16 protein-coding genes are annotated in these 21,955 nt (G+C 68.8%); 9 read left to right on the top strand and 7 right to left on the bottom strand.

The window, feature by feature from the left end; genetic code table 11:
• The first annotated feature begins 127 nt into the window (after positions 1 to 127).
• The 5 genes from kdgT (at position 128) to ABAZ39_RS30150 (ending at position 4,819) form a co-directional block, all read left to right on the top strand.
• Positions 128 to 1,162: a 2-keto-3-deoxygluconate transporter gene (gene kdgT / locus ABAZ39_RS30170; RefSeq protein WP_040137984.1), complete on the top strand. Its 1,035-nt coding sequence runs from the start codon at positions 128 to 130 to the stop codon at positions 1,160 to 1,162.
• A gap of 137 nt (positions 1,163 to 1,299) precedes the next feature.
• Positions 1,300 to 2,052, top strand: a complete 753-nt coding sequence (locus ABAZ39_RS30165) for a GntR family transcriptional regulator (RefSeq protein ID WP_014199720.1) — start codon at positions 1,300 to 1,302, stop codon at positions 2,050 to 2,052.
• Between the two features lie 57 nt (positions 2,053 to 2,109).
• Positions 2,110 to 2,946 (top strand): 5-dehydro-4-deoxy-D-glucuronate isomerase, encoded by an 837-nt coding sequence (gene kduI / locus ABAZ39_RS30160; protein WP_040137983.1) that lies wholly within the window; start codon positions 2,110 to 2,112, stop codon positions 2,944 to 2,946.
• Positions 2,947 to 2,991: 45 nt separating this feature from the next.
• Positions 2,992 to 3,756, top strand: a complete 765-nt coding sequence (kduD, locus tag ABAZ39_RS30155; protein ID WP_040137981.1) for a 2-dehydro-3-deoxy-D-gluconate 5-dehydrogenase KduD — start codon at positions 2,992 to 2,994, stop codon at positions 3,754 to 3,756.
• A 271-nt stretch (positions 3,757 to 4,027) separates the two neighbouring features.
• Positions 4,028 to 4,819 (top strand): alpha/beta fold hydrolase, encoded by a 792-nt coding sequence (locus ABAZ39_RS30150; protein ID WP_040137979.1) that lies wholly within the window; start codon positions 4,028 to 4,030, stop codon positions 4,817 to 4,819.
• Positions 4,820 to 4,828: 9 nt separating this feature from the next.
• Here the strand turns inward: ABAZ39_RS30150 and ABAZ39_RS30145 are convergent, their stop codons facing one another.
• From ABAZ39_RS30145 to pflB, 5 genes are all read right to left on the bottom strand, one after another.
• Positions 4,829 to 6,046, bottom strand: a complete 1,218-nt coding sequence (locus tag ABAZ39_RS30145) for an acetate/propionate family kinase (RefSeq protein WP_040137978.1) — start codon at positions 6,044 to 6,046, stop codon at positions 4,829 to 4,831.
• A 10-nt stretch (positions 6,047 to 6,056) separates the two neighbouring features.
• A complete protein-coding gene (locus ABAZ39_RS30140; protein ID WP_051658749.1) occupies positions 6,057 to 7,544 on the bottom strand; it encodes a bifunctional enoyl-CoA hydratase/phosphate acetyltransferase in 1,488 nt (495 codons plus the stop codon).
• On the bottom strand, positions 7,541 to 7,717 hold the full coding sequence (locus tag ABAZ39_RS36370; protein ID WP_160174882.1) for a hypothetical protein: 177 nt from the start codon (positions 7,715 to 7,717) through the stop codon (positions 7,541 to 7,543). The genes ABAZ39_RS30140 and ABAZ39_RS36370 overlap by 4 nt, the downstream gene beginning before the upstream one ends.
• A gap of 38 nt (positions 7,718 to 7,755) precedes the next feature.
• A complete protein-coding gene (gene eno / locus ABAZ39_RS30135; RefSeq protein WP_040137977.1) occupies positions 7,756 to 9,033 on the bottom strand; it encodes a phosphopyruvate hydratase in 1,278 nt (425 codons plus the stop codon).
• Positions 9,034 to 9,231: 198 nt separating this feature from the next.
• Positions 9,232 to 11,514 carry a formate C-acetyltransferase gene (gene pflB / locus ABAZ39_RS30130; protein ID WP_040137975.1) on the bottom strand — a complete coding sequence of 761 codons (2,283 nt, stop codon included), beginning with the start codon at positions 11,512 to 11,514 and terminating at the stop codon, positions 9,232 to 9,234.
• 372 nt (positions 11,515 to 11,886) lie between these two features.
• On the opposite strand from pflB, the gene ABAZ39_RS30125 reads away from it, so the two are divergent.
• Positions 11,887 to 12,723, top strand: coding sequence for a MurR/RpiR family transcriptional regulator (locus ABAZ39_RS30125; RefSeq protein ID WP_040137974.1), 837 nt, complete (start codon positions 11,887 to 11,889; stop codon positions 12,721 to 12,723).
• A 157-nt stretch (positions 12,724 to 12,880) separates the two neighbouring features.
• Here ABAZ39_RS30125 and ABAZ39_RS30120 read toward each other — a convergent pair whose 3' ends face one another.
• Positions 12,881 to 16,033: an efflux RND transporter permease subunit gene (locus tag ABAZ39_RS30120; protein WP_040137972.1), complete on the bottom strand. Its 3,153-nt coding sequence runs from the start codon at positions 16,031 to 16,033 to the stop codon at positions 12,881 to 12,883.
• Between the two features lie 16 nt (positions 16,034 to 16,049).
• Entirely contained in the window at positions 16,050 to 17,234 is a 1,185-nt protein-coding gene (locus tag ABAZ39_RS30115; RefSeq protein ID WP_040137970.1) for an efflux RND transporter periplasmic adaptor subunit, read from the bottom strand.
• Positions 17,235 to 17,443: 209 nt separating this feature from the next.
• Here ABAZ39_RS30115 and ABAZ39_RS30110 point away from each other — a divergent pair, with 209 nt between their 5' ends.
• The 3 genes from ABAZ39_RS30110 to ABAZ39_RS35210 all read left to right on the top strand — a co-directional run bounded on the left by ABAZ39_RS30110 (position 17,444) and on the right by ABAZ39_RS35210 (position 21,946).
• Positions 17,444 to 18,154 carry a TetR/AcrR family transcriptional regulator gene (locus ABAZ39_RS30110; RefSeq protein ID WP_040137968.1) on the top strand — a complete coding sequence of 237 codons (711 nt, stop codon included), beginning with the start codon at positions 17,444 to 17,446 and terminating at the stop codon, positions 18,152 to 18,154.
• A 216-nt stretch (positions 18,155 to 18,370) separates the two neighbouring features.
• Positions 18,371 to 19,036, top strand: a complete 666-nt coding sequence (locus tag ABAZ39_RS30105; protein WP_040137967.1) for a TetR/AcrR family transcriptional regulator — start codon at positions 18,371 to 18,373, stop codon at positions 19,034 to 19,036.
• A gap of 144 nt (positions 19,037 to 19,180) precedes the next feature.
• The gene (locus ABAZ39_RS35210; protein ID WP_081863442.1) at positions 19,181 to 21,946 is read left to right on the top strand and encodes a hybrid sensor histidine kinase/response regulator; all 2,766 of its coding nucleotides are present in this window, start codon (positions 19,181 to 19,183) and stop codon (positions 21,944 to 21,946) included.
• Positions 21,947 to 21,955 lie beyond the last annotated feature (9 nt).

Below are 21,955 nucleotides of genomic sequence, written 5' to 3'. Positions count from 1 at the left end.
CGGCGCCGCCCCGCAGGGAATGCGCGGCACGCTCCCCCTTCCTGCGCCGCAACCGGCAGCCACCACCCCGGACTTTTCCCGGACATTTCATCGACGGCCCAGTCGGACCGCCCCAGGAGTACCGACTATGAACATCAAATCCAGGATCGACCGCATTCCCGGCGGGATGATGATCCTTCCCCTGTTCCTCGGCGCCTGCCTGAACACCTTCGCGCCGAACACGGGCAAGTTCTTCGGGTCCTTCACCAACGGCCTGATCACCGGCACCCTGCCGATCCTCTCCGTCTGGTTCTTCTGCATCGGCGCCAGCATCAGCCTGAAGGCCACCCCGCTGGTCCTGCGCAAGAGCGGCGTGCTCGTCACCGTGAAGATCCTCACCGCCGCCGCCATGGGCATCGTCGCCTCCTGGTTCATCCCGCACGAGGGCGTCAGTTCGGGCTTCTTCACCGGCCTGTCGGTGTTGGCGATCATCGCCGCCATGAACGACACCAACGGCGGCATGTACATGGCGCTGATGCAGCAGTACGGCACAAAGGAGGAATCCGGCGCCTTCTGCCTGATGTGCCTGGAATCCGGCCCCTTCATGACGATGGCGACGCTGGGTCTGGCCGGTCTGGCCGCCTTCCCCTGGCAGACCATGGTCGGCGCGCTGCTGCCCTTCCTGATCGGCTTCGCGCTCGGCAACCTGGACCAGGACTTCCGCAAGTTCTTCGGCCAGGCCGTGCCGGTGATGGTGCCCTTCTTCGCCTTTGCACTCGGCAACAACCTGAACTTCGCGGTCATTCTGAACACCGGCCTGCTCGGCATCGTCCTCGGCCTCTCGGTCATCGCCATCACCGGCTTCACGCTGGTCGTCGCCGACATCCTGCTCGCCAAAGGCAACGGCACCGCCGGCATCGGCGCCGCCTCCACCGCCGGTGCGGCCGTGACCGTCCCGCCGATCATCGCCTCCATCGAGCCGAGTTTCGCCCCGAGCGCCCCGGCCGCCACCGCCCTGGTCGCCACCAGCGTCGTCGTCACCTCGCTTCTCACCCCGATCCTGACCGCTTGGTGGGCCCGCCGGTTCGGCGTCCTCTCCCCGCGCTATCTGGCCGCCCAGAAGGCCGCCCAAGAGAACACCGAAGCGCAGCCCCTGCCGGCCCAGCCCGCCCCCGCCGAGTGACGGCGACCGGCTGAGCGCCGCTCCATCCCGGACGAAAGCCGGAGATTGCGGACCCCGCGATTTCCGGCTTGCACCGCGGCACTGATATACTAATATGCTCTCTTAGGACCGGCCGAGCCGGCGCAACAGGTGCAGCCATGGACATGCCGACCACCCCGACGCCCGACGCCAGCAACGACCGCCCCGCCACTCAGCGGAGTGCGGTGAAGCCCTCCCGCGGGCCGGCGCGGGGCGCCTCCACCATGGCGGCGATCCACCGGTCGCTGCGCGCCGAGATCGTGGAGATGCGCCGCAATCCGGGCGAGCCCATCGTCGAGAAGCACATCGCCGAAGCCTTCGGCGTCAGCCGCACCCCGGTGCGCGAGGCGCTGCAGCGGCTGGCCGACGAGGGGCTGATCGAGATCTTCCCGCAGGTCGGCACCTTCGTCGCCCGCATCCCGGTGAACGCCCTGCCCGAGGCCATCGTCATCCGCACCTCGCTGGAGGGCACCGCCGTCCGCTACGCGGCGCAGCGCGCCACCGGCAGCCAGATCGCCGGGCTGCGCGCCAATCTGCTGCTCCAGCAGGAGACGGTAGAAGATGGCGACCTCAACGCCTTCCACGAGGCCGACGAGCGGTTCCACGCCCTGATCGCCGAGATCGCCGGCTATCCCGGCCTGTGGAGCATGGCGCAGCAGGTGAAGGTGCAGGTGGACCGCTACCGCCGCCTGACCCTGCCGGAGCCGGGACGCCTCACCCATGTGCTGGCCGAGCACGCGGCGATCGTGGACGCCATCGCCGACGCCGACCCGGCGCTGGCCGCCGACCGCATGGCCGTCCACCTCGACGGCCTGCTGACCTCGATCCCCCAGGCCCAGGGGGCGAACCCGTTCTTCTTCACCGGTCCCTGAATTGGCCCCTGAATTGGCCCCCCATCGGCCCCGAAAAACACACACGAGGACATCGCCATGAAGATCACCGTCCGCCACGCGTCACACCAGGATGACGTCCGCAGCTACGACACCACCAAGCTGCGCGACCATTTCCTCGTCCCGTCCATCTTCGAGGCGGACGACATCGTCCTCACCTACAGCCACATCGACCGCTTCGTGGTCGGCGGCGCCATGCCGGTCTCCGGCCCGCTGAAGCTGGAGTCCGCCAAGGCCATCGGCTCGGCCAACTTCCTCGACCGGCGCGAGCTGGGTGCCGTCAACGTCGGCGGCCCGGGGCGCATCACGGTGGACGGCGCGGTGTTCGAGCTGGCTCCGCGCGACTGCCTCTACATCACCATGGGCAGCCTGGACGTCCGTTTCGAGAGCCTGGACCCGGCCAACCCGGCGAAGTTCTACCTGAACAGCGCCCCGGCCCACGCCCGCTTCGAGACGATGAAGATCTCCATCGCCCAGGCCAAGGCCGTGCACATGGGCGATCCGGCCCAGTCGAACGAGCGCACCATCTATCAGATGATCCACCCGGACGTCTGCCGCACCGCGCAGCTCGTGCTCGGCATGACCGTGCTGAAGCCGAACAACATGTGGAACACGATGCCGTGCCACACGCACGACCGCCGCTGCGAGGTCTATTTCTACTTCGACCTGCCGGAGCCGGCCCGCGTCTTCCACTTCATGGGCGAGCCCACCGAAACGCGCCATGTCGTCGTCGCCAACGAGCAGGCGGTGATCTCGCCGAGCTGGTCGATCCATTCCGGCGTCGGCACGCGCAACTACACCTTCATCTGGGCCATGGCCGGCGACAACCAGGACTTCACCGACATGGACTTCATCCCCATGGAAGACCTGCGCTGATCCCCGCAAGCCAAGAATAAGAACCCAAGAATAAGGAGCAGGACAATGGCTCAGGCACATCCCTTCGATCTCACCGGCAAGGTCGCCCTGGTGACCGGCGCCCACACCGGCATCGGCCAGGGCATCGCCCTGGCGCTGGCCCAGGCCGGCGCCGACATCGCAGCGGTGGATGTCATTCCCCTCGACGAGACCAAGGCTCTCGTCGAAGCCGAGGGCCGCCGCTTCCACGCCATGACGGCCGACCTGACCAGCATCGCCCCGGTGCAGGCTCTGGTGGAGGAGGCGGTGGGCGCGCTCGGCGGGCTGGACATTCTGGTCAACAACGCCGGAATGATCCGCCGCGCCGACGCCGTGGACTTCACCGAGGCCGACTGGGACCTCGTGATGAACATCAACATCAAGACGGTCTTCTTCCTCTGCCAGGCCTTCGGGCGCTACGCCATCGGCCAGGGCCGCAAGGGCAAGATCATCAACATCGCCTCCATGCTGTCCTTCCAGGGCGGCATCCGCGTGCCCTCCTACACCGCCTCCAAGAGCGGCGTGGCCGGCATCACCCGCCTGCTCGCCAACGAATGGGCGGGCAAGGGCATCAACGTGAACGCCATCGCGCCGGGCTACGTCGCCACCAACAACACGGCGGCGATCCGCGCCGACGAGCAGCGCAGCGCCGAGATCCTGGGCCGCATTCCGGCGGGCCGCTGGAGCGTTCCCTCCGACATGGGCGGCCCGGCGGTGTTCCTGGCCTCCGACGCGTCGGACTACGTCCACGGTACGGTTCTGCCGGTGGACGGAGGCTGGCTCGCCCGCTGAGGCGGGGTGGTTCCGTTTGAGTGACGAAGCCGGGCGTCTGGAATGGCGCCCGGCTTTTTTTCGTGTGGTGGTTCGCGGTGAGCCTTGCCCCCTCCCCGGCCCTCCCCCGCTTCGCGGGAGAGGGTGCCTTTTGCGAAGCGGCGGCAGTCCCCTCCCCTGCGCAGCGGGGGAGGTAAGGGAGGGGGCAAAGGCAGCGCCGATACGTTTCCACGGGCGTTCCTCGGCGCTTCACGGCATAACGGAAGTCCCCAGGACCGCAACGCCACCCGCCATGCCGACGCCAAACGAAGCCCCCGTGACCGAAACGGAATGGTCGATCCGGACCGCGAAGGGAGCCCTCTACGCGAGAAGCTGGACTCCGGAAGCCGTCGACGCCGTGCCGATCATCCTCTTCCACGACTCCCTCGGCAGCGTGGATTTGTGGCGCGACTTCCCGCAGCGGCTGGCGGCCGAGACGAACCGCCGCGTCATCGCCTACGACCGGCTCGGCTTCGGGCGTTCGGACGCCCATCCGGGGCAGCTCGCCCTGGATTTCGTCGCCACGGAGGCGCGGGACAGCATCCCGCCGCTGTGCGACCAGCTCGGCGTGACGGAGTTCGTCGCCTGTGGCCACAGTGTCGGGGGCGGCATGGCCGTCGAGACGGCGGCGCGTTTTCCCGAGCGCTGCCGCGCACTCGTGACCATCGCCGCACAAGCCTTCGTGGAAGAAAGAACCCTCGCTGGCATCCGCGACGCCAAGCGCGACTTCCAGGACCCCGCCAACGTCGCGCGTCTGGCGCGGTATCACGGCGACAAGGCCCGCTGGGTCCTGGACGCCTGGACGGAAACGTGGCTGTCGCCCGCTTTCGCCGACTGGACCCTCGACCGTGCCCTGGCGGCGGTGCGCTGCCCGGTTCTGGCCCTGCACGGCGACCGCGACGAGTACGGCTCCGCCGCCCACCCCGAACGCATCGCGGCCGGGCGGGGAGCCGCAAGGCTTCTTCCCGACACCGGCCATGTGCCGCACCGCGAACAGGAAGCGCTCGTCCTCGACGCGATCCGGAGTTTTCTGGACGGACTTTGAGGCGTCCGCTCAGGCCGCCAGGGGCGACAGCACCGCGCTATGCGCCAGGATGCCCAGCGTGTGGCTGGCGATCATCCGCTCCTCGTCGGTGGGGATGACGAAGACCGGCACACGGCTGTCGGCGGCCGAGATGCGCGTGGCGCGGGCGCGGTTCGCCGCCCCGTCGAGATGGACGCCGAGCCAGCCCAGCTTCTCCGCCACCCGCGCCCGCACCGGGGCGGAGTTCTCGCCGACGCCGGCGGTGAAGACCACCGCGTCCAGCCCGCCCATGGAGGCAGCCAGCCCCGCCGCCTGCTTGGCGACCTGGAAGCAGAACAGCTCCACCGCCTCCGCCGCCTGCGGATTCTCGCTGTCCAGCAGGGCTCGCATGTCGTTGGAGACGCCGGAGACGCCGAGCAGCCCGGACTTGTGGTAGAGCAGCCGCTCCAGCTCGTCCGGGCCCATGCCCTTCTCGCGCATCAGATAGATCAGCACGCCGGGATCGAGGACGCCGGGGCGCGTGCCCATGGGCAGGCCGTCCAGCGCGGTGAAGCCCATGGTGGTGTCGACGCTGCGGCCCGCGCGCATGCCGCACAGGCTGGACCCGCTGCCGAGATGGCAGACGACGACGCGAGCCTCGGCCAGCTCCGGCGCGATCTGCGGCAGGCGCTGTGCGATGTACTCGTAGGACAGGCCGTGGAAGCCGTAGCGGCGCACGCCCTCGTCGGTCAGCTCGCGCGGCAGGGCGAACATCTGGGCCTGCCAGGGCCGCGTGCTGTGGAAGGCGGTGTCGAAGCAAGCGACCTGCGGCAGCTCCGGATAGACCTCGGCCAGCGCGGTCATCGCCGCGATGTTGTGCGGCTGGTGCAGCGGGGCCAGCGGGACCAGGGCCTCCAGTTCCGCCAGCACCGCCGGGGTCAGCCGGACCGGCGCGTCGAAGCGGGTGCCGCCATGCACGACCCGGTGGCCGGCGGCGACCAGCCGCACGTCGCGCAGTTCGTGCCGCATCCAGGTCAGCAGGAAGCCGAGCAGCCCGGCGCGATCGCCGGGGCCGACCTCGTCCAGGATGCCGTCGGCCAGGACGTGGCGGGCCGCGTCCTTGGCCTCGAAGCGGGGGGCGGTGCCGATGCCGGAGATCTGGCCGGTCAGGACGGCCTCCAGATCGTGCCTCCCGGCGCCGCAGAAGACCGAGAATTTCAGGCTGGAGGAGCCCGCGTTGATGACGAGACAGGCGTCACGGTGCGACATGGTGTGATCCTCACTCCGCAGCCAGGGGGGCAGCCAGGGGAGCGGCAACGGCGTTGAGCGCGAGGGCGGGACGGCGCGCGGCGGCCACCAGCGCCGCCACGGCGCAGGAGGCGAGGCGGGTGCGGACGTTGTCGGCGCGGCTGGTCAGGATGACCGGGACCCGCGCGCCGAGAACGATGCCCGCCGCGTCGGCGTTGGCGAGGAAGGAGAGCTGCTTGGCCAGCATGTTGCCGGCTTCCAAGTCGGGGACGAGCAGGATGTCGGCCTGCCCGGAGACGGGGGATTTGATGCCCTTGATGCGCGCGGCCTCGGCGCTGATGGCGTTGTCGAAGGCCAGCGGGCCGTCGAGGATGCCACCGGTGATCTGGCCGCGGTCGGCCATCTTGCAGAGTGCGGCGGCTTCCAGCGTGGTGGCGATCTTCGGGTTGAGCGTTTCCACCGCCGACAGGATGGCGACGCGCGGCGTCTCGACGCCCAGCACCTTGGCGAGATCGATGGCGTTCTGGACGATGTGGACCTTGTCCTCCAGCGTCGGGTAGATGTTGATCGCCGCGTCGGTGATGAGCAGCGCCCGCGGGTATGTGGGCACGTTCATCACGAAGACGTGGCTGATGCGGCGGCTGGTGCGCAGGCCGGTGTCCTTGCGGACGACCTCGGCCATCAGCTCGTCGGTGTGCAGGCTGCCCTTCATCACCGCCTCGGCCTCGCCGCTGCGAGCCAGCGCGACGGCCGCCGCGGCGGCGGCGTGGCTGTGCTCGACGTCGACCAGACGGTAGCGGGCGATGTCCAGCCCGTGGGCCGTGGCCAGCGCGCGGATCTTCGCCGCCGGGCCGATCAGGATGGGGTCGATCAGGCCGGCTTCCGCCGCCTCCACCGCGCCCTTCAGCGAACTTTCGTCGCAGGGATGGGCGACCGCCGTGGCGACCGGCTCCAGCCCGTCGCACTTGCGCAGCAGCGCGTCGTGCTTGTCGTGGCGGATCATCTGGATCTGCGGCAGCGCGTGGGCGGCGCGGCGGACCTTGCGGGTCGGCGCCACCACCTCCGCGGTGCCGGTCACCACGACCTCGCCATCCTGGTTGGTGCACAGGCAGTCGAAGACGACGATGTTCGTGTCGGTCCGCTTCTCGCGCACGGTGACGGTGGCGGTGATGACGTCGCCCAGCCCGACCGGGCGGCGGAAGCGCAGATCCTGGCCGGCGTAGACGGTGCCGGCGCCGGGCAGCCGGGTCCCCAGCACGCCGGAGATCAGCGCGCCGGACCACATGCCATGCCCGATCACCTTTTGAAAGCGGCTGTCGGCGGCGAATTTCGCGTCCAGATGAACCGGATCGATGTTGCCGGAGACGGTGGCGAACAGCTCGACGTCCATGACGGTCAGTTGCCGCGCGATGCTGGCGGACTGCCCGACCACGATCTCGTCGAAGGTGACGTTTTCGATCGGGGCCGCGTCAACAGGGGCCGCGGGGAGGTCGCCGCTGGTTTCACCATTGGCAGTCATTGCAGAACACTCCGGATAAGAGAAATAGGCATGATGCTGCCCGTTTCAGCCGATCCCTCCCGGCGCGCGCCTTGCTGAAGGGGGAAGCGCGTCTTGCCGTCTTCTTCTGTGAGCGTCTTTTTGTGTACTGATATATTAGCGGAAAAGGCGGTGCGGCGCAGCAAATCCGGCATCACCGGACACTTTGCCGCAGCCGCCTTCCGTTGGGCCGTTACGCCTTGAGGATGCCGCGCCCGGCGAAGCGGGATGCTGCGCCGAGCATCTCCTCGATGCGGATCAGCTGGTTGTACTTGGCCAGCCGGTCGGAGCGCGACAGCGAGCCGGTCTTGATCTGGCCGCAGTTGGTGGCGACCGCCAGATCGGCGATGGTGCTGTCCTCGGTCTCGCCCGAGCGGTGCGACAGCACGGCCGTGTAGCCGGCCTTGTGCGCCATGTCGACGGCTTCCAGCGTCTCCGACAGCGTGCCGATCTGGTTGACCTTGACCAGGATCGAGTTGCCCACGCCCTTCTTGATGCCGTCGGCCAGACGCGCCGGGTTGGTCACGAACAGGTCGTCGCCGACCAGCTGCACCTTGCTGCCGATGGCGTCGGTCAGCGCCTTCCAGCCCTCCCAGTCGTCCTCGGCCATGCCGTCCTCGATCGAGATGATCGGGTAGCGGCCGACCAGATCGGCCCAGTAGGAGACCATCTGCTCCGACGCCAGCGACTTGCCCTCGCCGGCCAGCTCGTACTTGCCGTTCTTGAAGAACTCGGTCGAGGCGGCGTCGATGGCCAGCATGACGTCGTCGCCCGGCTTGTAGCCGGCGGCCTCGATGGCCTTCATCACGAAGCCCAGCGCGTCCTCGGTCGAGGCGAGGTTGGGGGCGAAGCCGCCCTCGTCGCCGACGTTGGTGTTGTGGCCGGCGTCCTTGAGCTTCTTCTTGAGCGCCTGGAAGATCTCCGAGCCCATGCGGATGGCCTCGGCGCCGGTCTCGGCGCCGACCGGCATGACCATGAACTCCTGGATGTCGATCGGATTGTCGGCGTGGGCGCCGCCGTTGATGATGTTCATCATCGGCACCGGCAGCAGGTTGGCGAAGGCGCCGCCGACGTAGCGGAACAGCGGCAGGGCCGCCTCTTCCGCCGAGGCCTTGGCGACGGCGAGCGAGACGCCGAGGATGGCGTTGGCGCCGAGGCGGCCCTTGTTGGGGGTGCCGTCCAGCTCGATCATGGCGAGGTCGAGGGCGCGCTGGTTGGAGCCGTCGAGGCCGGCGATGGCGTCGAAGATCTCGCCGTTGACCGACTCCACGGCCTTCAGCACGCCCTTGCCGCCGTAGCGAGACTTGTCGCCGTCGCGCAGCTCCACCGCCTCGTGCGCGCCGGTCGAGGCGCCCGACGGAACGGCGGCGCGGCCGAAGGCGCCGGATTCGAGCAGGACGTCCACCTCGACGGTCGGGTTCCCACGGCTGTCGAGGATCTCGCGGGCGTGGATTTCGGTGATGGCGCTCATGGGGGAGGATGGCCTTGTGTGGGAGGGTGGATTCTTTGGGGAAGTGGTCGTGGCGGGCCCCCACCCTTCCCACGGCTCCGCCGTGGGCCCCTTCCCTCCCCCGCTGACGCAGGAGAGGGAGTTCATCCCCTCCCCTGCGAAGCGGGGGAGGGTCGAGGGAGGGGGCAACACGTCGCGACTTAACAGCTCTGCTACGCCTCAATGCGCGCCATGGAAGGTGCGGCTGATGACGTCCATCTGCTGCTCGCGGGTCAGCTTGATGAAATTCACCGCGTAGCCCGACACCCGGATGGTCAGCTGCGGGTACAGCTCCGGATGGTCCATGGCGTGCAGCAGCGTCTCGCGGTCGAAGACGTTCACGTTGATGTGGTGGCCGCCCTGGCCGAAATAGCCGTCCAGCATGCCCACCAGATTGTCCACCCGCTCGCCCTCGGTCGGGCCCAGCGCGCCGGGAACGATGGTGAAGGTGTAGCTGATGCCGTCCTGGGCGTGGGCGTAGGGCAGCTTCGCCACCGACGCCATCGAGGCGATGGCCCCCTTGCGGTCGCGCCCGTGCATCGGGTTGGCTCCCGGCGCGAAGGGCTGGCCGGCCTTGCGCCCGTCCGGCGTGTTGCCCGTCTTCTTGCCGTAGACCACGTTCGACGTGATCGTCAGCACCGACTGGGTGGGCACCGCGTCGCGGTAGGCCTTCTGCTTGCGCAGCAGACCCATGAAGGTCTCGACCAGCCACACCGCGATCCCGTCGACCCGGTCGTCGTTGTTGCCGAAGGCCGGATAGTCGCCCTCGATGACGAAGTCGGTGGCGAGGCCACGCTCGTCGCGGACCACCTTGACCGTGGCGTGCTTGATCGCCGACAGGCTGTCCGCGACCACGCTCAGGCCGGCGATGCCGCAGGCCATGGTGCGCAGCACGTCGCGGTCGTGCAGGGCCATCTCCAACCGCTCGTACATGTACTTGTCGTGCATGAAGTGGATGGCGTTGAGCGTGTTCATGTAGGCGCGGGCCAGCCATTCCATCATCGGCAGCAGGCGGGCGACCACCGTGTCGTGGTCGAGCACGTCGCCGGTGATCGGCGCGAAGGCCGGGCCGACCTGCTCGCCCGACACCTCGTCGCGGCCGCCGTTGATGGCGTAGAGCAGCGTCTTGGCGAGGTTGGCGCGGGCGCCGAAGAACTGCATCTGCTTGCCGATGCGCATGGCCGAGACGCAGCAGGCGATGCCGTAGTCGTCGCCCCAGTAGGGCCGCATCAGGTCGTCGTTCTCGTACTGCACCGAGCAGGTCTTGATGGAGGTCTCGGCGCAGAATTTCTTGAAGCCCTCCGGCAGGCTTTCCGACCACAGCACGGTCAGGTTCGGTTCCGGCGCCGGCCCGAGATTGTTCAGGGTCTGGAGCATGCGGAAGCTGTTCTTCGTCACCAGCGTGCGCCCGTCGAGCGCCATGCCGCCGATGCACTCCGTCACCCAGGTCGGGTCGCCCGAGAACAGCTGATCGTATTCCGGCGTGCGCAGGAAGCGGACGATGCGCAGCTTGGTCACGAACTGGTCGATCAGTTCCTGCGCTTCCTCCTCGGTCAGCAAACCGTCGCGCAGGTCGCGCTCGACGTAGACGTCGAGGAAGCTGGAGACGCGGCCGAGCGACATGGCCGCCCCATTGGCCTCCTTCACCGCGGCCAGATAGGCCAGATAGGTCCACTGCACCGCCTCGCGGGCGTTGGCGGCGGGGCGCGACACGTCGAAGCCGTAGGACTTGGCCATGGCGGCCAGCTCCTTCAGCGCCTTGATCTGCTCGGTGATCTCCTCGCGCAGGCGCAGCGTGTGCTCGTCGATGCGGTCGACTTCCAGGCTCTTGTACTGCGCCTTCTTGTCCTCGGTCAGGAAGGTCGCGCCGTAGAGGGCCAGCCGGCGGTAGTCGCCGATGATGCGCCCGCGCCCGTAGGCGTCCGGCAGGCCGGTGATGACGCCCGACTTGCGGCAGCGCAGCATCTCCTCGGTGTAGACGTCGAAGACGCCGTCGTTGTGCGACTTGCGCAGGCCGGGGAAGACCTCCTCCAGCTTGGGCGAGGGTGTGAAGCCGTAGGCCTCCAGCCCGTTCTTGACCATCCGCCAGCCGCCGAAGGGCATGATCGCGCGCTTCAACGGCTTGTCCGTCTGAAGCCCGACGACGAGTTCAAGCTCCCGGTCGATGTAGCCCGGCGCGTGGGCGGTGATCGAGCCGAAGACCTCCGTGTCGGCGTCGAGAACGCCGCCCTTGGCCGCGCGCTCCTCCTTCAGCAGGGCGGTGACCTTGTCCCACAGGGCCTTGGTCCGTCCGGTCGGGCCGGTCAGGAAGCGCGAATCCCCGGCGTAGGGGTGGACGTTGCGGACGATGAAGTCGCGGACGTTGACCTCTTGCTGCCAGACGCCCGGAACGAAGCGGCGCCAGGGGCGCTCGGCTTGCTGTTCCGGGGTCTCGACGAGTCCGTCTCTCAGCAGGGTGTCCATGATGTCTCCTCACGAAAAGGCGTCTGGGCGGCACGCGCCGCGTCGCTGATCGGCCCTGGAGGCCCCCCAGTGGAGGGGTCGGAAGACCGCCGGAGCCCGGTCAGGGCGGAAGCGGCGGTTTGGCAACGGGCTGTGAAGCCGGCAGGGCCAAAAGCCATTCTGTAGTTTTGCTACATAAACCGGAACCACGGGGCGCGCAAGGCAAAAGCGGTTGATTTTCCACGTTCTTTGATGAATTTACTGTGACGGAACGCCGCATCGTCGGCGGTCCCGGTATGTGGGACAGCGCCGACGATAGCGCCCTTCTATCGGGCCATGTAGTTTTACTATCCGTGCTACAGTGGCGGACGGATGGAACGGGGGAACAGGTCGATGCTGGCGAGGATCATGGCGGTGCGCGACGGGCTCCGTCCTTCGGAACGGAAGCTGGCGGACTGCGTGCTGGCCCAGCCGGGCGAGGTCATCACCCTGTCGATGGCCGACATGGCGGAACGCGCCGGAGTCAGCGAGCCGACCATCGCCCGCTTCTGCGGGGCGCTGGGCTGCAGCGGCTTCCGCGAGTTCAAGATCAAGCTGGCCCAGGACATCGCCGCCGGCATGCCCTTCATCGACCAGGAGGTCAGCCCGGACGACCGCGCGGCGGGCATCGCGGGCAAGGTGTTCGACCGCACCCTGGCGACGCTCATGCAGGTGCGCAACAACCTGTCGGCGGAGGCGGTGGACCGCGCCGCCGACCTGCTGGCCGGGGCGCGGCGGATCGAGTTCTACGGCTCCGGCAACTCCGGCACGGTGGCGCAGGACATCCAGCGCCGCTTCTTCCGGCTGGGCATCCCCACGGTCGCCTACAGCGACGCCCACGTCTATTTCGTGTCGGCCCTGTCGCTCTCCCCCGGCGACGCGGTGGTCGCCGTGTCCAGTTCGGGCGGCACCCGCGACATGCTGGAGGCCGTGCAGAACGCGCTGTCCGCCGGGGCCATGGTCGTCGCCATCACCCGCTCCGGCTCGCCGCTGGCGCAGTTCGCCACGGTCAGCCTGCTCGCCGACGTCGCGGAAGACTTCGACATCCACTCGCCCATGACGTCGCGCATCAGCCATCTGGTCCTCGGCGACATACTGTCGATTGCCGTGGCGCTGCGCAAAGGCGACGCCCTGCGGGAGCGGCTGGAACGCCACAAGCAGGCGCTCAGCCGTCACCCCCGAGAGCAATAAATACTAGTATATTAGTTTGAGGGCAAAGCGCTCTGCTGGGTGCCGCACGTCCTGTGCCGTTCTGCCGCAGCGACCCCACGCAAAAGGCACCCACGCAGCAAAAAGCCCAGCCCCGTTTCCGGGACCGGGCTTTCCACTTCCAGCCGCAGCCGAACCGTCAGTCGCCGGCGTGCATCGGCTCGGCACCCTGCGGGGGGTGGGCGCCGGCGCGCTTGCTGCCGAACAGACGGTAGACCGCGACGAAGAAGACCGGGACGAACAGGATCGCCAGCACGGTGGCGGAGATCATGCCGCCCATCACGCCGACGCCGATGGCGTTCTGGCTTTCCGAGCCGGCGCCGCTGCTGGTCGCCAGCGGCAGCACGCCCAGCACGAAGGCCAGCGAGGTCATGATGATCGGGCGCAAGCGCTGGCGGCACGCCTCGATGGCGGCGTCCTTCAGCTCCATGCCCTCGTCGTACAGCGCCTTGGCGAACTCCACGATCAGGATGGCGTTCTTCGCCGACAGGCCGATGGTCGTCAGCAGGCCAACCTGGAAGTAGACGTCGCTCGGCAGACCGCGCAGCGTGGCGGCGAGCACGGCACCGATGACGCCCAGCGGCACCACCAGGATGACCGACACCGGCACCGACCAGCTCTCGTAGAGCGCGGCCAGGCAGAGGAAGACGATCAGCATGGACAGGGCGTAGAGCGCCGGCGCCTGCGACCCGCTCAACCGCTCCTCGTAGGACAGGCCGGTCCATTCATAGCCGACGCCCGGCGGCAGCTTGGCCATCATCGCCTCCATCTCCTGCATCGCCTCGCCGGAGCTGACGCCCGGCGCCGCGGAGCCCTGGATGTTGAGCGACGACATGCCGTTGTACCGCTCCAGCTTCGGCGAACCGTAGGTCCACTGCGCCGTGGTGAAGGCGGAGAACGGCACCATCTGCCCCATGCCGTTGCGCACGTACCAGCGGTCGACGTCGCTCGGCTGCATGCGGTAGGGGGCGTCCGCCTGGAGATAGACGCGCTTCACGCGCCCCTGGTCGATGAAGTCGTTGACGTAGGAAGAACCCCAGGCCGCCGTCAGGGTCGTGTTGACGTCGTTCAGCGACAGGCCGAGCGCGCTGGCCTTCTCGCGGTCCACCGTCAGCTTGAACTGCGGCGTGTCCTCCAGACCGTTCGGGCGGACGCCGACCAGCTTGGCGTTCTGCGCCGCGAGGCCCAGAAGCTGGTTGCGCGCCTGCATCAGCCGGTCGTGGCCGACGCCACCCCGGTCCACAAGCTGCAGGTCGAAGCCGGTGGCGTTGCCGAGACCCGGAACCGAGGGCGGCATGAAGGCGAAGACCACCGCGTCCTTGGCCTTCGACAGGGCGCCCATGGCGCGCCCAGCGATGGCCGTCGGCTTACGGTCGGCGGACTCGCGCTCGCTCCAGTCGCGCAGCCGGACGAAGGCCATGCCGGCGTTCTGGCCACGGCCCGCGAAGTTGAAGCCGGCAATGGTGAACAGGCCCTCGACGCTGTCCTTCTCCTGCTCCAGGAAATAGGTCTCGACCTGCTTGGTGGTCTCCATCGTGCGCTCGATGCTGGCGTTTGGCGGGGCCGACCACAGCACGAACATGGTCCCACGGTCCTCCTGCGGCAGGAAGGAGGAGGGCATCTGGAGGAACAGGTAGGCCAGACCGCCGACGATCAGCGCGTAGGCGAGGCCGTAGCGCCCGAGCCGCGACACCGCCCCGCGCACGCCGCGCAGATAGACGCGGCTGCTGGCGTCGAAGCCGCGGTTGAACAGGCCGAAGAAGCCGCGCTTGGGGTGGCCGTGGCCCTTCGCCACCGGCTTCAGGATGGTGGCGCAGAGCGCCGGGGTCAGCACCAGGGCGACCAGCACCGACAGCGCCATCGCCGACACGATGGTCAGCGAGAACTGGCGGTAGATGGCGCCGGCGGAGCCGCCGAAGAAGGCCATGGGGACGAACACGGCGGACAGCACCAGCGCGATGCCGATCAGCGCGCCGGTGATCTGGCCCATCGACTTGCGGGTCGCCTCGCGCGGGGGCAGCCCGTCCTCGCTCATCACGCGCTCGACGTTCTCCACCACCACGATGGCGTCGTCGACCAGCAGGCCGATGGCCAGCACCATGCCGAACATGGTCAGCGTGTTGATCGAGAAGCCGAACAGCGACAGCACGCCGAAGGTGCCGAGAAGCACCACGGGAACCGCGATGGTCGGGATCAGCGTCGCCCGGAAGTTCTGCAGGAACAGGTACATCACGGCGAAGACGAGGATGATCGCCTCGATCAGCGTCTTGACAACCTCGTGGATCGACAGCTCGACGAAGGGCGTCGTGTCGTAGGGGTAGATGACCTCCAGCCCTTCCGGGAAGAAGGCCGACAGCTCCGCGATGCGCGCCTTCACCGCCGCGGCGGTGTCCAGCGCGTTGGCCCCGGTCGCCAGCTTGACGCCCAGGCCAGCCGCCGGCTTGCCGTTGTAGCGGGCGGTGATCTCGTAGGTTTCCTGCCCGATCTCGATGCGCGCGACGTCGCGCAGCCGCACCTGGCCGCCGTCGGGGTTGACGCGCAGCAGGATGGCGCCGAACTCCTCCGGCGTCTGCATGCGCGACTGCGCCATGATGGTGGCGTTGATCCGCTGGCCGGGCACGGCGGGGGCGCCGCCGAGCTGGCCCGCCGACACCTGCGCGTTCTCCGCCTTGATGGCGTTGGTGACGTCGATGGTGGTCAGCTGGTGGCTGTTCAGCGCGTCGGGGTCCAGCCAGATCCGCATGGCGTGCTGCGGACCGAACACGGTGATGTCGCCCACGCCCTCGACGCGGCTGATCGTGTCCTGGAGGTTGGAGGCCACATAGTCGGCGATGTCGCCCTGGCTCAGCCGTCCGTCGCTGGACACGAAGCCGGCGACCATCAGGAAGTCATTGCCGGCCTTCGACACCTGGAGGCCGCGCTGCTGCACCTCCTGCGGCAGGAGCGGCGTGGCGAGCTGGAGCTTGTTCTGCACCTGGACCTGGGCGATGTCCGGGTTGGCCTCCGGCTCGAAGGTCAGGGTGATGGTGACGTTGCCCGACGAATCGCTGTTCGAGGACATGTAGCGGAAGTGGTCGAGCCCGGTCATCTTCTGCTCGATGACCTGGGTGACCGTGTCCTCCAGCGTCTTCGCGGACGCGCCGGGGTAGCTGGCGGTGATGGACACCGTCGGCGGGGCGATCTTCGGGTATTGCTCGACGGGCAGGCCCAGGATCGCCAGACCGCCCGCCAGCATGATGACGATGGCGATGACCCAGGCGAAGACGGGCCGGTCGATGAAGTATTTCGACATGGATCGGTCCTCGGTCTCAGCGCGCCTGCGGTCCGGGCAGGGCCGCCACGGCGGCCTGGGCCGGCACCGGCTTGACCTCACCCCCCGGCTTCACCTTCTGCAGCCCCTCGACCACGATGCGCTCGCCCGCCTTCAGACCGTCGGAGACCAGCCAGGCGTTGTTGATCGCCCGCTCGGTCTTGATGGTGCGCGGGTTGACCTTGTTGTCATCGCCGACCACCCAGACGCGGGCCGAACCGTCCGGACCGCGCTGGACCGCCTCCTGCGGCACGGCCAGCGCGTTCTGGGCGACGCCCTGCTCGACGCGGGCGCGCACGAACAGGCCGGGCAGCAGCTCCTGGTTCGGGTTCGGGAACACCGCGCGGAGCTGGACCGAGCTGGTGCCCGGATCGACCGACACGTCGGAGAACTGAAGCTCGCCGCGCTGGGGATAGGGGGCCTCCGCCGCGTGCAGGAACAGCGAGACGGGGATCTTGCCGGGCTCGGCCGGGCGGATGCGCCCGCTCTCCATGTCCTGGCGGAGCTGCATGAGCTGCGAGGCGGTCTGGGTCACGTCCACAAAGATCGGGTCGAGCTGCTGGACGGTGGCGAGCGCCGTCGCCTGGTTGGCGGTGACCAGCGCGCCTTCCGTCACGGCGGACTTGCCGATGCGGCCGGAGATGGGGGCGAAGACCTTGGTGTAGTCCAGATTGATGCGCGCCAGATTGTGGGCGGCCTTGGCGGCGGCGAGCTGCGCCTCGTTCTGCTTCAGCGAGGCCATGGCGTCGTCGTAGTCCTGCTTGCTGACGACGCTGTTCTTGACGAGGTCGTTGTAGCGGGCCGCCTTGTTGCGGGCGGCCTGCAGGTTGGCCTCCGCCTTCTGGATGTCGGCCTGGGCGACGGCGAGGTTGGCCTCGTAGGTGGCCGGGTCGATCTGGTAGAGCTGGTCGCCCGCCTTGACGTCACCCCCCTCGGTGAAGAAGCGCTTCAGCACGATGCCGCTGACCTGCGGGCGGATCTCCGCCACGCGGAAGGCCGCGGTGCGGCCCGGCAGCTCGGTGGTGACGGACAGGCTCTGCGGCTGGATGGTCGCCACCGCGACCTCCGCCGGACCGGGCGCCGGCTGGCCCCCGGCGGCGTGCTTCTTGTCCTGGCAGGCGCCCAGCACCACGGTCAGGGAGGCCGCCACGGCAAGAGACAGAAATGCGTTCCTGTTGAACATCCGTTCCTCGTGAAAACGCCGTGATGCGGCGATGAAATGTCCTAATGAGCCGGGAATCTCCCACGTTCCGCCCGGCTTTTTTCGGGACCGGCGGAAAAGGCCGGTGCGTGCGGACGGTGCGAAATGACCCCTTTATTCGTACTGTCTCATACAGTACACTGTACCGGACGATACATTCAGAATGACCGTTCGCGCAAGGGGGAACCGCAATGCCCGACAAGGGGGCATCCACACCGTTCCAGGGCGGAATCGCTGGAGGAGGAATCGCCAGCCTCGGCATCAACAGCTTCGACACGCCCGGCTGCGGCCCGCGCGGCCAGGCGCGTTGCCGGGCGCTGCTCGACGCGGCGGCGGCGCTGTTCGTGGAGAAGGGATTCGCGCTGACCTCGCTGTCCGACATCCTGCGGCAGGCCGGCGGGTCGCGCACCACGCTCTACGAGCATTTCGGCGACAAGGAGGGGCTGTTCCGCGCGGTGATGGAGCGGCACTGCGACCGCGTGCTGGAGGAGATGTCGGCGATGCGCGCCGCCGGCCCGGCGGCGATGGCCGAGGAGCTTGAAGAGAATCTGTACCGCGTCGGCCTGCACATCGCCGGCACGCTGACCATGCCGGAAACCACCGCCATCCTGCGCATCCTGGTGTCGGAAGGCGGGCGCATCCCCGACATCGCCCAGGCTTTTTTCCAGGTCGGCCCGGAGAAGACCATCGGCTGGCTCGCCGACTGCTTCCGTGAACTGTCCGAGGCGGGGCGCCTGCGCATCGACGATCCGGAGGGGGCCGCCCACGCCTTCATCGGCATGGTGGTCGGCGACCTGCTGACCAAGCGGCTGATCCTTCCGGACGAACCCGTCTCGATGGAGGAATTGGAGCGTTACGTCCGTCAGTCCGTGCGGTTGTTCCTCGCAGGGACGCGGCCCTGACCGTGGACGGTGATTGTGGGGAGAGCGGCGTATTGCCGTCTTGCCAGCGGGGGCGGCACGGGTCATAGCTCCCGCGACGATGCGCGCGCTGGCAGCGGCTGCCCCCACCCTAACCCTCCCCCGCTTCGCAGGGGAGGGGACATATTCTCCCTCCCCCGCCCAGCGGGGGAGGGCCGGGGTGGGGGCAAGGGCTGCCAGCGCCTAAGGAAAAAACCGATGGACCGGGGAAACGCCAGGGAATTGATCGACAAGGACACATCCACGGTCGGCCCGCGCGGTCGGGCGCGCCGGCAGGCCCTGCTCGACGCGGCGGCGGCGCTGTTCGTCGAGAAGGGCTTCGAGAAGACCACGCTGACCGACATCATCGGCCGGGCCGGCGGCTCCCGCGCCACCCTCTACGAGCATTTCGGCGACAAGGAGGGGCTGTTCCGCGCGATGATGGAGGAGAACAGCGCCCGCATCCAGGAAGGGCTTGCCGCCATCCAGGCCGACGAGCGCGCGGCACCGGAGGACGGGCTGACCCGCTTCGCCCTGCACCTCGTCGCGGCGCTGTTCGACGACCGCACCATGGCCATCGTCCGCGTGCTGGTGTCGGAAGGCGGGCGCATCCCCGACATCGCCGAAGCCTTCTTCCGCATCGGCCCGGAAACCGCCCAGCGGCGGCTGGCCGACTATCTGGCACGGCAGACCGCCGCCGGCGCCTTGTCCGTCGCGGAACCGGAAGCCGCCGCCCGCGGCTTCATCGGCATGATCACCGGCAACATCCTGCTGCGCCGCCTGATCCTGCCGGAACAATCCTTCTCCAGGGAGGAGGTTGAGCGTTACATCGGACGGGCCGTCGCCCTCTTCCTGACGGGCGCCCGCCCCATTGCGGAGCACTGACCTTGGGCTGAGGACGGCGCAGCCGGGCGCAGGAAAGCGTTAGGACCGAAGGACAGGCATTGCAACATACTGCGGTATGTTAGGGTTCACACGATCGCTTCCTTCATCCCATCGGCCCCCGGGCCGGGACGGTCGATCGTGTCCATGGTTCGCTGGCTTCTGCTGCTCGTCTTCACCCTGGCCCCGCTGATCGGGTTCGAGGTCTATTCCCACACCCGGCTGCGGGCGGAGCGGGAGGCCGAACTCGGTCAGGAGGCGTTGCGCCTGCTCGACCTGATCCAGACCGAACAGCAGCGGATCGTCGACGACATCGAACACATCCTGGCCACACTGGCGGAAGCGGACATCGCCGGCCCGGCCTGCCAGGAGACGATGGAGCGGTTGCGCCAGCGCCTGCCCAGCTACCTGACGCTGGGTTTCGCCGACCGGTCGGGGATCGTCCTGTGCTCCACCGACCGTCGGACCGTCGGGACCGGAAGCGCCGACCAGCCGCAGGTCCGGCAGGCCCTGTCCTCCGGCCTCTTCTCGGTGGGGGAGTATGTCGCCACCGAAGGACCGCACCACCGCGTCCTGCCCTTCGCCCTGCCCTACGCACGGGGCGGCGGCGAGAGCGGCAAGGAGGGTGGGAGCGGACCGGCGGTCGTCACCGCCCTGCTCGACCTCGATTGGCTGCGCCAGTATCAGGCGCGCAAACCCCTGCCGCCGAACGTGACCGTCCTTTTGGCCGACCGCGCCGGCACCGTCCTCGTCCGCGTGCCGGACCTTCAGGGAATCGTCGGCCAGCCGCTTCCCGAGCGGCTCGGCCTGTACCTCAGCGGCGCGGAGACGGCGACGGCGCTGACCGAGGGGCTGGACGGGACGCCCCGCGTCACCGCCTACTCCCCACCCGGCGCCAACGGCAGCGGTCTCGCCATCGCCGTGGGGATCGACCGGGCCGCCGCGCTGCGCACCGTCGACGTGGCCACCCTGTGGTCGTGGTTCCCCTTCCTGCTCATCCTGCTGCTCACCCTGACCGGAACCGCCTGGGCCATCGGGCGCCTGACCCGCCAGCGCGAGACGGAGCGGTCGCTGCTGAAGGCGGTGCTGGAGCATCTGCGCGCCGGCGTGGTGGTGGCCGAGGCGCCAACCGGGCGGGTGATCCTGCACAACAGCGCGGCGGAACGGCTGATCGGCCAGCCCCTGGGCCGGATCGACCGCATCGAGGACTATCCCCGCCCCTTCACAGGCGGCCTTGTGGAGGCTTCTCCGGAGCTGCCGCTGGTCCGCGCCCTGCGCGACGGCGCGGTGGTGCGGCAGGAGGAGCTGCGCCGCGATACCCCCGCTGGCCCGATCACCTGCTTGGCCGACGCCGAGCCGGTGCGCGACCCCGACGGCTGCATCACGCTGGCCGTCGTCACCCTGACCGACATCACCGAGCGCAAGGCCGGCGAGGAAGCCCTGCGGCGGAGCGAGACCCGCTTCCGCGAGCTGGTCGAGAACACCCCGGTGATGATGTGGATCAACCGGCCGGACGGCGGCCGGGAGTACTACAACGCCGCTTGGCGCTCCTACACCGGGCGCAGCCTGGAGCAGGGGGAGCGCTGGTCCTACATCCACCCCGCCGACTACCCCCGGCTGCTCGACTGCCGCGAGCGTGGCATCGCCGCGGGCGAATCCTATGGCTTCGACGTGCGCATGCAACGCCACGACGGGGTTTACCGCTGGCACGTCTGCCGGATCAACCCGATGCGCCAGAACGACCAGATCATCGCCTGGGTCGGCACCGCGGTGGACGTGCACGACAGCCGCATGGCCCGCGAGGCGGCGGAGCAGGCCGACCGCTCCAAGAGCCGCTTCCTGGCCGCCGCCAGCCACGATCTGCGCCAGCCAATGCAGTCCATGTTCTTCTTCGCCGAGGCGCTGCACAGCCACGTCCACTCCCCGCGCGGGCGCGACGCCCTGGCGATGCTGGAGCGCGGGATGGAGACGCTGAAGGGCCTGCTCGACAGCCTGCTCGACGTCTCGCAGCTGGACGCCGGGGTGATCGAGCCGCGGATCGAGGACATTCCCGTCAAGCCGCTGCTCGACGACATCGGGTCCGCCTATGCCCCGGTCGCCGCCGCCAAGGGTCTGGATCTCCAGGTGGTGAACCACCATGACCTGACCGTGCGCAGCGACCGCAACCTGCTGGGGCGGATGGTCCGCAATCTGGTGGAGAACGCCATCCGCTACACCGAGCGCGGGGTGATCCGCCTGGAATGCCACCCCCTGGACGGTCACGCCGGCATCCAGGTGCGCGACACCGGCATCGGCATCTCCGGCGAGCAGATGTCCTGGATCTTCGAGGAGTTCTATCAGGTCGGCAACCCCGAGCGGGACCGCAACCAGGGGCTCGGCCTCGGCCTCGCCATCGTGCAGAAGCTGTCGGCCCTGCTCGGCCACCCGGTGGAGGTGCGCTCCGAACTCGGCAAGGGGTCGGTGTTCCGCATCTCCGTTCCCCTCGGCGACGCCACGGAAAGCCCGGCTCCGGTGCTTCCACCCCGCGAAACGGAGCACGGGCGGCTGGCCGTCCTGATCGACGACGACGCCATCGTCCTGATGGGGCTGCGCTCGATCTTCCAGGACTGGGGCTACGACACCATCGTCGCCTCATCCACCGAGGAGGCGCTGGAGCGGCTACGGGCGGCGGGTCGGCGGCCCGACGTGATGGTCGCCGACTACCGCCTGCGCGAGCGCAAGGTGGGCACCGAGGCCATCCTGAAGATCCGCGAACTGGCCGGGGCGCCGGTCCCCGCCGTCCTGCTGACCGGCGATTCCGGCCCCGACGTGATGCAGGAGGCCGAACGGCACGGGATCGGCGTGATGTTCAAGCCGGTGACCGCCCGCCTGCTCCAGGAGGCTCTGACCCGCCAGACCGGCACCGCCGCCTGACGGTGCGGA

Source organism: Azospirillum argentinense, from assembly GCF_000632475.1.
Taxonomy (GTDB): domain Bacteria; phylum Pseudomonadota; class Alphaproteobacteria; order Azospirillales; family Azospirillaceae; genus Azospirillum; species Azospirillum baldaniorum.
The sequence above is the reverse complement of the archived record's forward strand: the minus strand, read 5'-3'. Positions and strand labels throughout refer to the sequence as shown.

Bases quoted from the DNA above. Each gene is read 5' to 3' on its own strand.
- kdgT (WP_040137984.1), top strand. From the start codon at position 128: ATGAACATCAAATCCAGGATCGACCGCATTCCCGGCGGGATGATGATC.
- ABAZ39_RS30165 (WP_014199720.1), top strand. From the start codon at position 1,300: ATGGACATGCCGACCACCCCGACGCCCGACGCCAGCAACGACCGCCCC.
- kduI (WP_040137983.1), top strand. From the start codon at position 2,110: ATGAAGATCACCGTCCGCCACGCGTCACACCAGGATGACGTCCGCAGC.
- kduD (WP_040137981.1), top strand. From the start codon at position 2,992: ATGGCTCAGGCACATCCCTTCGATCTCACCGGCAAGGTCGCCCTGGTG.
- ABAZ39_RS30150 (WP_040137979.1), top strand. From the start codon at position 4,028: ATGCCGACGCCAAACGAAGCCCCCGTGACCGAAACGGAATGGTCGATC.
- ABAZ39_RS30145 (WP_040137978.1), bottom strand. From the start codon at position 6,046: ATGTCGCACCGTGACGCCTGTCTCGTCATCAACGCGGGCTCCTCCAGC.
- ABAZ39_RS30140 (WP_051658749.1), bottom strand. From the start codon at position 7,544: ATGACTGCCAATGGTGAAACCAGCGGCGACCTCCCCGCGGCCCCTGTT.
- ABAZ39_RS36370 (WP_160174882.1), bottom strand. From the start codon at position 7,717: ATGCCGGATTTGCTGCGCCGCACCGCCTTTTCCGCTAATATATCAGTA.
- eno (WP_040137977.1), bottom strand. From the start codon at position 9,033: ATGAGCGCCATCACCGAAATCCACGCCCGCGAGATCCTCGACAGCCGT.
- pflB (WP_040137975.1), bottom strand. From the start codon at position 11,514: ATGGACACCCTGCTGAGAGACGGACTCGTCGAGACCCCGGAACAGCAA.
- ABAZ39_RS30125 (WP_040137974.1), top strand. From the start codon at position 11,887: ATGCTGGCGAGGATCATGGCGGTGCGCGACGGGCTCCGTCCTTCGGAA.
- ABAZ39_RS30120 (WP_040137972.1), bottom strand. From the start codon at position 16,033: ATGTCGAAATACTTCATCGACCGGCCCGTCTTCGCCTGGGTCATCGCC.
- ABAZ39_RS30115 (WP_040137970.1), bottom strand. From the start codon at position 17,234: ATGTTCAACAGGAACGCATTTCTGTCTCTTGCCGTGGCGGCCTCCCTG.
- ABAZ39_RS30110 (WP_040137968.1), top strand. From the start codon at position 17,444: ATGCCCGACAAGGGGGCATCCACACCGTTCCAGGGCGGAATCGCTGGA.
- ABAZ39_RS30105 (WP_040137967.1), top strand. From the start codon at position 18,371: ATGGACCGGGGAAACGCCAGGGAATTGATCGACAAGGACACATCCACG.
- ABAZ39_RS35210 (WP_081863442.1), top strand. From the start codon at position 19,181: ATGGTTCGCTGGCTTCTGCTGCTCGTCTTCACCCTGGCCCCGCTGATC.